Source organism: Halomonas sp. GXIMD04776, assembly GCF_049808615.1.
Lineage (GTDB): Bacteria > Pseudomonadota > Gammaproteobacteria > Pseudomonadales > Halomonadaceae > Modicisalibacter.
In genome coordinates, this window is record NZ_JBNCAN010000024.1 from 47,711 (window position 1) to 59,614 (window position 11,904).

General features: G+C 59.6%; 8 protein-coding genes. 6 read left to right on the forward strand and 2 right to left on the reverse strand.

The window, feature by feature from the left end; translation table 11 throughout:
* The first annotated feature begins 33 nt into the window (after window positions 1–33).
* The 4 genes from ACPF7Z_RS15635 (at window position 34) to ACPF7Z_RS15650 (ending at window position 6,365) form a co-directional block, all read left to right on the forward strand.
* Window positions 34–1,221 (forward strand): CaiB/BaiF CoA transferase family protein, encoded by a 1,188-nt coding sequence (locus ACPF7Z_RS15635; protein ID WP_425194184.1) that lies wholly within the window; start codon window positions 34–36, stop codon window positions 1,219–1,221.
* Between the two features lie 63 nt (window positions 1,222–1,284).
* Window positions 1,285–2,493, forward strand: coding sequence for a pyridoxal-phosphate-dependent aminotransferase family protein (locus ACPF7Z_RS15640; protein ID WP_425194185.1), 1,209 nt, complete (start codon window positions 1,285–1,287; stop codon window positions 2,491–2,493).
* A gap of 216 nt (window positions 2,494–2,709) precedes the next feature.
* Window positions 2,710–5,733: an FAD-binding and (Fe-S)-binding domain-containing protein gene (locus ACPF7Z_RS15645; RefSeq protein ID WP_425194186.1), complete on the forward strand. Its 3,024-nt coding sequence runs from the start codon at window positions 2,710–2,712 to the stop codon at window positions 5,731–5,733.
* Between the two features lie 227 nt (window positions 5,734–5,960).
* On the forward strand, window positions 5,961–6,365 hold the full coding sequence (locus tag ACPF7Z_RS15650; protein ID WP_425194187.1) for a hypothetical protein: 405 nt from the start codon (window positions 5,961–5,963) through the stop codon (window positions 6,363–6,365).
* A 139-nt stretch (window positions 6,366–6,504) separates the two neighbouring features.
* On the opposite strand, the gene ACPF7Z_RS15655 is transcribed toward ACPF7Z_RS15650, so the two are convergent.
* Window positions 6,505–7,275 carry an alpha/beta hydrolase gene (locus ACPF7Z_RS15655; RefSeq protein ID WP_425194188.1) on the reverse strand — a complete coding sequence of 257 codons (771 nt, stop codon included), beginning with the start codon at window positions 7,273–7,275 and terminating at the stop codon, window positions 6,505–6,507.
* Between the two features lie 81 nt (window positions 7,276–7,356).
* Window positions 7,357–9,024: an amidohydrolase gene (locus ACPF7Z_RS15660; RefSeq protein WP_425194189.1), complete on the reverse strand. Its 1,668-nt coding sequence runs from the start codon at window positions 9,022–9,024 to the stop codon at window positions 7,357–7,359.
* 282 nt (window positions 9,025–9,306) lie between these two features.
* On the opposite strand from ACPF7Z_RS15660, the gene ACPF7Z_RS15665 reads away from it, so the two are divergent.
* Together ACPF7Z_RS15665 and ACPF7Z_RS15670 are read left to right on the forward strand one after the other, a co-directional pair.
* Window positions 9,307–10,485: an acyl-CoA dehydrogenase gene (locus ACPF7Z_RS15665; RefSeq protein ID WP_425194190.1), complete on the forward strand. Its 1,179-nt coding sequence runs from the start codon at window positions 9,307–9,309 to the stop codon at window positions 10,483–10,485.
* A gap of 195 nt (window positions 10,486–10,680) precedes the next feature.
* On the forward strand, window positions 10,681–11,901 hold the full coding sequence (locus ACPF7Z_RS15670) for a CaiB/BaiF CoA transferase family protein (protein WP_425194191.1): 1,221 nt from the start codon (window positions 10,681–10,683) through the stop codon (window positions 11,899–11,901).
* The last annotated feature ends 3 nt before the right edge of the window (window positions 11,902–11,904 follow it).

Below are 11,904 nucleotides of genomic sequence, written 5' to 3' on the forward strand. Positions count from 1 at the left end.
GTATTCATAAAACAACAATCAGGGAGAAGCGCCATGCTACCTCTACAGAATATGAAAGTGCTGGATGCCTCCCAGATCATGGCCGGGCCTTACTGCACCATGGTGCTGGCCGACATGGGCGCCGAGGTGATCAAGGTCGAGAAAGTCAATGGGGGCGACGACAGTCGCCAGATGGGGCCCTATGTCAACGACGAGTCGACCTGCTTTTCTCAGATCAATCGCAACAAGAAGAGCATCTCGCTCAATCTCAAGGAGCAGCGCGGTCGCGAGCTCTTCTACCGCCTGGCCGAAGAAGCCGATGTGATCGTCGAGAATTATCGACCCGGGGTGACCAAGTCGCTGGCCATCGACTACGACACCATCAAAGGGATCAATCCCGGCATCATTTATTGCTCGATTTCCGGCTATGGTCAGACCGGTCCTTATAGCCATAAGGGCGGCTTCGATCTGGTCGCCCAGGGCATGACCGGGCTGATGTCCATGACCGGTGAGAAGGGCGGTCGCCCGCTGAAGACCGGCATCGCGGTCTATGATATCGGCGCCGGCATCACGGCGGTCTACTCCATCCTCGCCGCCTACATTCACAAGATGAACAGCGGCGAAGGGCAACATGTCGATATCGCCATCACGGAGTGCGGCTTGCCCTGGTTCACCTGGGAAGCGGCGGCCTACTTCGCCGAGGGCAAGGTGCCGGAGGCGACCGGCTGGCGTCATCGTGTCTCGGCGCCGTATCAGGCGGTCAAGGTCCGGGATGGCTACATCATGCTGGGCTGCGCCAATCAGCGTACCTGGGAGCGCTTTTGCCGCGACGTGCTGGGGCGCGAGGACTTGATGGCGGATGAGCGCTTTTTGACCAACTTCGATCGGGGGCAGCATGTCGAGGCGCTCGAGGCGCTACTCGAAGCGATACTCGTCGAGCAGGACGCCGATTTCTGGCTCGAGCGCTGCGACAAGGCTGGGGTGCCAGCGGGACCAATCAACGACTTCGATCAGGCCATGCGGGATGAGCATTACCTGGCCCGCGGCATGGTGCAGGAGATGGATCACCCGGTGATCGGGCGGATGAAGACCATCGGCTTTCCCAGCAAGTTCTCGCGCACGCCATCACAGATTCGCAGTCCCGCGCCGCTGTTTGCCCAGCATACCAATGAGGTCTTGTCGCAACTTGGACTTTCATCTGACGATATCGAGGACCTCCGCGCTGCGGGACACATCAAATAGTTTTTTTATGGCGTTAATTGAATTCATTATCAAAAATACAAAATCGAGCATGGAGTTTTCGTCATGTTGAATCTCGACTTTCATCCCGCTGGCCGTCATTTTCTGCAGATCCCCGGTCCGTCACCGGTACCGGATCGTATCCTGCGGGCCATCAGTCTACCCACCATCGACCATCGCGGACCGGAGTTCGGTGCCCTGGGGCGCGAGATACTTGGCAAGATCAAGCAGGTCTTCAAGACCCGAAACCCGGTCATCATCTACCCGGCCTCGGGCACCGGCGCCTGGGAGGCCGCGCTCATCAATACCCTGTCGCCCGGCGATCAGGTACTGATGTTCGAGACTGGTCACTTCGCCACGCTGTGGCAAAAGATGGCGCAACGTCTGGGACTGGAACCAGAGTTTCTCGGCCTGCCCGGCTATGAAGGTTGGCGGCAGGGGGTGCAGGCCGACATGATCGAAACGCGACTCAAGGAAGACAGCGATCATCGGATCAAGGCGGTCTGCGTGGTACACAACGAGACGTCCACCGGGGTGACCAGCGACATCGCCGCAGTGCGTCGCGCCATCGACGCAGCGGGGCATCCGGCCTTGTTGCTGGTCGATACCATTTCCGGGCTGGCGAGTGCGGATTATCGTCACGATGAGTGGGGCGTGGATGTGACCATTTCGGGCTCTCAGAAGGGGCTGATGCTGCCGCCGGGAATCAGCTTCAACGCCGTGTCCGACAAGGCGATCGCTGCCAGCAAGACGGCACGATTACCCAAGAGTTTCTGGGCTTGGGACGAGATTCTCGAAATCAACAAGAACGGCTATTGGCCTTATACGCCGAGCACTAATCTGCTCTATGGCCTCAACGAGTCCCTCGACATGCTGTTGGAAGAGGGGCTGGAGCATGTGCTGGCTCGTCATCAGCGCTGGGCGGCGGGGGTGCGCACCGCCGTGGCGGCCTGGGGGCTCGAGATTCAGTGTCTGGATTCGTCGGTCTACTCGCCGGTATTGACCGGCGTGGTGATGCCCGAGGGGGTCGATGCCGACGCGGTGCGCAAGATCATCTACGAGCGCTTCGATTTGTCCTTGGGCGCGGGTCTCGGCAAGGCCAAGGGGCGCATGTTCCGCATCGGTCATCTCGGCGACTGCAACGATCTCACTCTGATCGCCACCTTGGGGGGCTGTGAAGCGGGCATGAAGTTGGCCGGCGTCGAACTCAAGGCCAGCGGTGTGACGGCGGCACTGGATTACTTTGCCCATCACACCCTTGAGGAGGCCAAGTGATCAAAAACTTTCTTTCACAGCCTCGGTGGGCAGGATGGGCTTTTCCGTCGGCAAGCCTTCGCGAGGGCGCTGTGAACCCATCCCTGGGCGCTACTTTTGCCATCTGCCCGCCATGGATGGTGGAAATGCCGGAATTGCATGGAGCTCTTTCCGGCCATGGCAAAAGACCCTCGCTTCGCCTTGCCCCCGGCGCCCATCTCGGCAGGAGGCTTGAAAATGAGCGCTGCTAGAGAGGGCGGCGATCTGGCGACCCGCCTGAAGCGTGAGATCGCGGGTGAGGTATTGTTCGATGACGCCTCCCGAGGACGCTATTCGACGGATGCGTCGATCTATCAGATTACGCCAGTGGGTGTGGTGATCCCGCGTGACCAGAGCGATCTTACTCTGACCCTGGATATCGCCCGGGATGTCGGCGCGCCGATACTGGCTCGTGGGGCGGGTACCAGTCAGTGCGGTCAGACGGTGGGCGAGGCGCTGGTGATCGACACCTCGCGCTGGCTGAACCAGGTGGTGGCCTTCGACCCTGAGGCGCGCACTGTTGTCGTCGAGCCGGGTATCGTGCTCGACCATCTCAACGCCTGGCTCAAGCCTCATGGCCTCTGGTACCCGGTGGATGTCTCCACCAGCGCGCAGTGCACCCTCGGCGGCATGGCCGGCAACAACTCCTGCGGTTCGCGTTCGATTCGCTACGGCAATATGGTGCACAACGTGCTGGGGGTGGATGCGGTGCTGGCCGATGGTAGTGAAGGCCATTTCGGTTTCGTCGACGAACTTCCCGAGATGGGGCGAGTCCGGGAGTTGGCCGATGCAGTACGTGCCATCGCCGAAGGCGTCGCACCGGAAATACGCGACCATTTCCCCAAGGTACTGCGCCGGGTCGGGGGCTATAACCTGGATCTGTTCGACTGCCAGAATCCCAAACCCTATGATTCCCAGGGGCGTACAAACCTGGCCCATCTGCTGGTCGGTTCCGAAGGCACCCTGGGCGTGAGTCGGCGCATCACGCTCAGGCTTTCGCCTCTGCCCGAATACAAGGTGTTGGGGGTGGTGAATTTCCCGACCTTCTACCAGGCGATGGACTTCACCCAGCACATCGTCACCCTCGACCCGAGCGCAGTTGAACTGGTCGATCGCACCATGATCGAACTGTCGCTTGAAAATCCGGCCTTCCGACCGGTGATCGAGAAGGCGCTGATCGGCAAGCCTCAGGCCGTGCTGCTGGTGGAGTTTTCCGGAGAAGATCACGAGACCCAGTTGAAGTCATTGCACCGGCTCGGCGAACTCATGGCCGACCTGGGGCTGCCCGGCAGCGTAGTGGAGATGCCGGAGGCCTCAGCACAAAAAGCCCTGTGGAACGTGCGCAAGGCAGGGCTCAACATCATGATGAGCATGAAGGGGGACGGCAAGCCGGTCTCCTTCATCGAGGATTGCGCGGTGCCCCTGGAGCATCTTGCCGAGTACACCGACAAGCTGACCCAGGTCTTTCACAAACATGGCACCGAGGGCACCTGGTACGCCCACGCCAGCGTGGGCACGCTGCACGTTCGGCCAATTCTCGACATGCGTCGGGGCGGCGCCGAGAAGATGCGTGAGATCGCCGAACAGGCCTCCGCGCTGGTACGCGCATACAAGGGCGCCTATTCCGGGGAACATGGCGACGGCCTATGTCGCGGTGAATGGGTGGCCTGGCAGTTCGGCGAGGTCGTCAACGAGGCCTTTCACGAAGTCAAGCGGCTGTTCGATCCCGAAAACCGCCTCAATCCGGGCAAGATCGTCGATACCCCGAAAATGGATGATCATCGCTACTTCCGCTTTCCCAAGCACTACGAGTCGATCCCGGTTGTGCCGGTGTTCGACTGGTCGACCTGGAACGTCAAACGTGATCCGTTGACCGGCGAGCAGAGCGCCCCGGGCAGCGCCGGTGATCCTACCCACGGCTTGGCGATGGCCGTAGAGATGTGCAACAACAACGGCCACTGCCGCAAGTTCGATGCGGGGACCATGTGCCCGAGCTACCGGATTACCCAAAACGAGCAGCATCTGACGCGTGGACGCGCCAACACCCTGCGTCTGGTGCTGTCCGGCCAGTTGGGTGAGAAAGGCCTGGCCGGTGATGAGATCAAGGAGGCGCTGGACCTGTGCGTCTCTTGCAAGGGGTGCAAGCGAGAGTGTCCGACCGGTGTCGATATGGCCAAGTTCAAGATCGAGGCCCGAGCGGCCCGCGCCAAGACCAAGGGGTTGTCGCTTCGAGATCGCATGGTGGGCGAACTGCCGCGCTATGCGCCCTGGGCCAGCCGTTTCAGAGGCATGGTCAATACCCTGGAAGGCCGGCCTTGGCTATCGCGACGCATCAAGCACACATTGAAGCTGGCGCCGCAGCGCTCGTTACCGGTCTTTGAAGGTGATTTTCTGCGCGAGGCTCAGGATATCCAGTCGCTAGCGTCTCGCGAGGTGCTGCTGTTCGTTGATACCTTCAACAACTACATGGAAGTCGACAATCCGCGTGCCGCCAAGCGGGTATTGGAAGCGGCCGGTTATCGAGTGCATCTCAACGTGCGAAAAGGCGAGCGGCCGCTGTGCTGCGGTCGCACCTATCTATCCTCGGGGCAGTTTGAAAAGGCCAAAGCCGAGGCCCGCCGCACCCTGGATGCCTTGATGCCTTTCGTGGAACGCGGTGTGGCGATCGTCGGGCTCGAACCCTCTTGCCTGTTGACGCTGCGGGACGAGTTCCTGCAATACGGTTTCGGCGAGGAGGCTCAAGCACTCGCAGAGTCCGCTTATCTATTCGAGGAGTTTCTGGTCAAGGCTCGGGAAGCGGATGAGTTGCCTCTCAAATTCAAGCCGTTAGAACACAGACGTGCGTTGCTGCATGGCCATTGTCATCAAAAGGCCTTCGATGCGGTACGGCCCATCGAGCAGGTGCTGGCCTGGATTCCCGACCTCGAAGTCAAGACCATCGAATCCTCCTGCTGCGGCATGGCGGGCAGCTTCGGCTATGAAGTCGAGCACTTTGATGCCTCGATGCAGATGGCCGAGCTGTCACTGCTGCCGGCAATCCGTGAAGCGGAGAATGACTCCGTGCTGGTCGCGGATGGCACCAGCTGTCGACACCAGATTCAAGACGGCAGCGGCCGCCAGGCGATTCATATCGCCCAGCTGCTGGAACAAGCACTGGCTTTGTCGACCATCCTGCTCGATTCCAAGGGAGAGTCTCATGGCCATGGCGATTTATCAGGATGAAGATCAAATTCCGGATATTGACGTCAGCGTTAATGAGATCGAATTTCATATTAAAAGTAATATTTGCCTTTAACTAACGTTCCATATAAAGCTTTATCGTAATCGGTCGATGCAATAGATAGGACTGGAGAATGGAACTGGCACCACGCGCTCGATGACAGACGGTTTGATGAGCTCGGCCTTGCCATGGATTCTGCCAGCAACACTTCCGACTGTGAACGCCGACCGTGAAACCGACTGCCACTTCAATACGCGATTACGAGCGCGAAATATTCAAGGAAAATCGCTTTCTTGGACTACCCCACGGGATCGCCGCTACCGGGCCGACCATTCTGATCGCGCTTACCTGCCTGCGTCTGTCCCTGGACCATACCAATCTGTTGATGTGGGTACTGCCCGCCACCACCTACCTGCTCGCTTACTCCATTCTCGTTTCACACCTGCCCCGGCGTGATGAGCTCAGGGCGTTGGCGATACAGGCCCTCTACGATGATATGAGCCAAAAGGTGCGACAGCTCGAATTGTGCTTCGATGAGAGTGAGTGGCGAGAGGGGGATGTAGAAAAGGAAGATGAGCGCTCAGGATTCAGCATGCCAGCCAATTTTCTACCCGCAGACCGTGAACTCGCTTGAATTCATTGGTGTTGGCCGTGACGACCGTCAGATTCTTTGAAAGTGCCTGGGCCGTATTACAAGTAGGGGTCATCCAGATTAGCAAGGCCTGCATCGGCATCGGGAAAATCTTCATCAATGGGTTTTAGGGCTAGTCGATCTACTGCGCCTCCAGCCAGGCGGCGATCTGCGCCGCGGGTTTTTCCCAGCCCGGTTCCTTCAGTATCCAGTGTGCGTGCCCGGCGAATTCCATATAAGTACTTCGCGGCTGGTATTTCTGCGCGACCTTGCGTACCACACTGGCTGGGGTGATGCGATCTTCAGCACCCGCCACGATGAGCATCGGGCAGGTTACGCGGCTAGCATCAACCTGCGCGCCTTTAAAGCCTAGCGGCCAGAGACCGATCTCGGCCATCACCCTGCCGGACTCCCAGCCGCAGCGGTTGTAGATGGCGCGGCGCTCGGCGTCGGGGAGCTTGTGCATCATTGCGTAGACGGCGCGCTCGTAGTCCAGCTGGTGAGCGTGTTTCCAGAATGCCCCACGGGTAAAGATGCCGAAGAAGCTTTTGAGCACAGAATAGCGCAGCGAGAGAATGCCGGCGGGGGCTGCCGGCGTGATGCAGACCGCCGCTTGTGCGCAATCGCGACTGGCGAGAATCTGCGCGAGCAGCCCACCCATGGAATGCCCGAAGAGGATCGGTTTCTCAGGCAGCGCGCGGATCTCGATTTCAAGATCCGCCGCATAATCGAGCAGGCCTGTGGCGCCGAGTTTGGCCAAGGGCATTTGATTTGCCGGCATATCGTGGTAGCGCAAATCCGGCGCCAGGCATTGATAGCCTTTGGCTTCAAAAAAGCGCCGGTAGTTGTCCCAATACCAGCCGCCACCCCACATGCCGTGGATCATGACGATCGTCTTGCGCGCGGCGCTCATGTCTCATCACCTTGACTCGAGCGCCGCATCTCAGGCTTTACCGGTCGGGAATATGACCATGTCGTCATGGCGATGGCGCCATCAGTCCGCCTTGTCTGCTGCATATACCTGCTCACCCGCAATCCAGGTCTCTGCGACCTGAGTCTGCCAGATGTTCCGCGGATCAGTGCGAATGATGTCGGTATCCACCAGAATGAAATCCGCCCATTGCCCCGGCATCAGCCCGCCCAGACTCTTTTCCTGATAGGCCGCATAGGCCGCATCCAGGGTAAAGGCGCGCAGCGCTTCCGTAGCGGTAAGTTTCTGGCCCGGCAGCCAACCGCCCTGGGGCTGATTGTCGCGGTCTTCTCGCGTGACGGCGGCGTGCAGGCCATAGAAGGGATCCGCCGGCTCGACGGGGAAGTCGGAACCCGCAGCGATTCGGCTACCGTTGTCGAGGAAGAAGCGCCAGGCGTAGGCACCGGCGAGCCGTTCCTGGCCCAGACGATCGCCCGCCATGTTCTTGTCGCTGGTGGCGTGGGTCGGCTGCATCGACGGAATGACCCCGAGCGCCGAGAAGCGTGGAATATCATTGACGTTCACGACCTGAGCATGCTCGATGCGGTGACGCAATTTCCGAGCGTCCGGGTCGTTTTTTAGATTTTCCTCGTAGATGTTCAAGGCGATGCGATTGGCGCGATCGCCGATCGCGTGCATATTGGCCTGAAAGCCGTTGCGACTGGACTTGTCGACCAGTGTCTGCAGAGATTCCCTGTCCTGCAGCATCAGGCCCTTTGAGTCAGGGCGATCACTATAGTGCTTGAGCAGGGCGGCCCCGCGACTGCCCAGTGCGCCATCGGCGTAAATCTTGACGCTGCGGATATCGAGCCAATCCTCGGGATCATCCTGGGGGCCCTTGTCGAGAAGGGCGTCGAATTGTGGATCGCTCGAGGCGATCATCGGGTACAGGCGTACACCGAGTTGTCCGGCCTCGTCCCGCCCCCGATATAGGTCGAGTTCCCGTGCGCTGGCGCCCGCATCATGCACGCCGGTGATGCCGACTTCCTGAAGATGTTCAACGGCGGTATCGAAGGCCTGGGCCATTTCCTGTTGGCTGCGTTCGGGGATCTGATCGGTGATCAATTGCTGAGCATTGTCGATGAACACGCCGGTGGGATTACCGTCGTTGTCGCGCAGGATCTCGCCACCTTCCGGCGCTTGGGTGTCTTTATCGATACCCGCCAGTTCCATGGCCTTGCTGTTGACCCAGATGGCGTGCTTGTCGACCCGGCTCAACACGACAGGGCGCTCGGCAATCGTCGCATCCAGCGTCCTGGCGGTGGGAAATTCCTGCTCCTCCCACAGCACCTGGTTCCAGCCGCCGCCGCGAATCCACTCGAGATTGGAATTTTGTGAGGCAAATTCGGCCACTTTGTCCGCGCTCCTCTGGGCCGATTCGAGATCGCGCAGATCGACTTCCAGCAAGCTGTAACCCAGCGCCATGAAATGGCCGTGGGCATCGATCAGCCCTGGCAGAAGTGTCTTGCCTTCCGCGTCGAGGGTGCTCTCGGCTTGGGGATAGTCCGCGGCCAATTGTTCGCCGCCCCGGGCCACCACCTTGCCATCCTCGATAATCAGGGTAGAAAAGGTGACGAGCTGGCGATTGGCATCGAAACCATAGCCGTTGGCGTTGTCGACCACCGTGGTCTGCGCCTGGGCGGTAAGGGTAATGGTGGCGATGGAGAGAGATAGCAGGGTCTTTCTGAACATGGTATCCATTCCTTGTGGTTGTATTTGCAGCGGACGAACCAGCAGGGCTGCTACGCTATGCTTATGAACAGAGCGTGGCGGCAATGTGAGAATGCAAAAAATAGCATATGTCATGGCGTTGCCGATGGAAAATGAATGCCGGGTCGAATTCATGTCGGGAAGGCTGGGCGCAGACCCGGGAGTGGTGTAAATTGGAGTTGAATATTTCGAACACTCTTTGGCATGTCTCGCGCCCGAGACGCTGACCGGCGAGTAGAGCCAGAACAGAATGAGGAGAGAACGATGAGCGGATTCCAATGGGATGATGCATTGCTGCTGTCGCAGCAACTGACCGATGACGAGCGCCAGATCCAGGATGCTGCCCAGGCCTATTGTCAGGAGCGGCTGCAACCACGGGTGCTCGAGGCCTTTCGTGAAGAGCGCTTCGATCGCGAGATTCTCAACGAGATGGGTGAAATGGGCCTGCTGGGCGCGACGGTGGCTGAAGAATACGGTGGCTCCGCCATCGGCCATGTCGCCTATGGCCTGATCGCACGAGAGGTCGAGCGGGTCGATTCCGGCTATCGCTCGGCGATGAGCGTGCAGTCATCCTTGGTGATGCACCCCATCGAGGCCTACGGCAGCGAAGAGCAGAAACAGCACTATCTGCCCAAGTTGGCTACCGGCGAATTAGTGGGCTGTTTCGGCCTCACCGAACCGGATTCCGGCTCTGATCCGGCCAGCATGCGTACCCGAGCACGCAAGGTCGACGGCGGTTACCGTCTGACCGGCCAGAAGATGTGGATCACCAACAGCCCCATCGCTGACCTGGCCATCGTCTGGGCGAAATCCGACGCCCATGACGACAAGATCAAGGGGTTTATCGTCGATCGTGATGTCGAGGGCTTCAGCACCCCGACCATCCACGGCAAGATATCCCTGCGCGCCTCGATTACCGGCGAGATCGTGTTGGACGATGCCTTCGTCTCCGAGGATAAGTTGTTGCCCGAAGCCGCCGGCCTGGGTGGTCCTTTCGGTTGCCTCAACAAGGCGCGGTACGGCATTGCCTGGGGCGCCATGGGAGCTGCTGAATTCTGCTGGCATGCCGCGCGTCAATACACCCTGGATCGCAAGCAATTTGGTCGCCCTCTGGCCGCGACCCAGCTCGTTCAGCTCAAGCTGGCCAACATGCAGACCGAGATCAGCCTGGGCCTACAAGCCTGTCTCCAGGTCGGTCGCCTATTGGACGCCAAGCAGGGCACCCCGGAGATGATTTCGCTGATCAAGCGCAACAATGCCGGCAAGGCGCTGGATATCGCGCGAGTAGCGCGGGACATGCACGGCGGCAACGGCATCTCCGAGGAATACGGCGTGATCCGGCACATGGTCAACCTGGAAACCGTGAACACCTATGAAGGCACCCATGATATTCATGCGTTGATTCTGGGTCGGGCGCAAACCGGCATTCAGGCGTTTTTCTAAGCCTCATTGCAGATCAGTGTGATGCAGCAAATCTGTCGGAAAGGGTGGCGTAGGAGCGCAGATCCTCAGCGCGAAAGGCGCCGTCAGGCGTCAAGGACGAGACGGCGCCGTTCGCCCGATAAATCGGGCTCCTACGTCCCGCAGCCCTTACGGCAACCTGTGACGAATATTTTCTAAGCATAAGGGCACGCAGTGATGAACAAACCGCTTGAAGGCGTGCGCGTCCTGGATCTTTCCCGAGTGCTGGCCGGCCCCTGGTGCGGTCAGCAACTGGCGGACCTGGGTGCCGAAGTGATCAAGATCGAGCGTCCGGGCAGCGGTGACGATACTCGAACCTGGGGGCCGCCCTGGCTCTCGGGTACCCGGGAGTCGGCCTATTTTCTCAGCACCAATCGCGGCAAACGTTCCGTCGCGGTGAATCTCGCCGACCCGGAAGGGCAGGCGCTGATTCGCGAGCTGGTCGGCCAGTGCGACGTGGTGGTCGAGAACTTCAAGGTCGGTGGCCTCAAGGCCTATGGACTGGATTACGAGAGCCTGAAGGCGGTCAAGCCGGATCTGATCTACTGCTCGATCACCGGTTTCGGCCAGGATGGCCCCTATGCGCACCGAGCCGGGTATGACTTCATGATTCAGGGCATGGGGGGCTTGATGAGCCTGACCGGTCAACCGGAGGGCGCACCAGGGAGCGAACCCATGAAGGTCGGTGTCGCCCTGACCGATATCTTCACTGGCATGTATGCGGCGAATGCCATCATGGCAGCGCTGTTTCAGCGCGAGCGCACCGGGCAGGGAGGTCATCTCGATCTGGCATTGCTCGACGTGCAGGTAGGCGTATTGGCCAACCAGGCCCTCAATTACCTGACCAGCGGTATACCGCCGAAGCGCCTGGGCAACGCCCATCCCAATATCGTGCCCTATCAGGCGTTTCCCACCGCGGATGGCTATCTGATCATCACCGTGGGCAACGACGGTCAATTCCGACGGCTGTGTCAGGTGCTTGGCCGGCCACATCTGGCCGACGATGAACGCTTTGCCACCAACGCCTCTCGAGTCGAGCATCGCGAGCTGCTGGCGCCGGAGATCGCTGCCTGTCTGATGGGCGCGAATACGGATGATTGGTTGGCAAGCCTCGAAGCAGCGGGCGTGCCTTGTGGGCCGATCAATACCCTGGATCGGGTGTTCGAAGACCCTCAGGTACGTCATCGCGGCATGCAGTTGAGCATGACTCATCCCGAGTCGGGCGAAGTCGCGCTCGTGAGTAATCCTATTCGCATGGATGGACAGGCGCTCAATGCGGATCTTCCGCCGCCGACGCTGGGTCAGCATAGTGACGAAGTGCTCAAGACATTACTGAGAATGGATGATGAGGCCCTGGCTGAACTCAAACGAAAAGGCGTGGTTGGAAGTTACCCATAATTT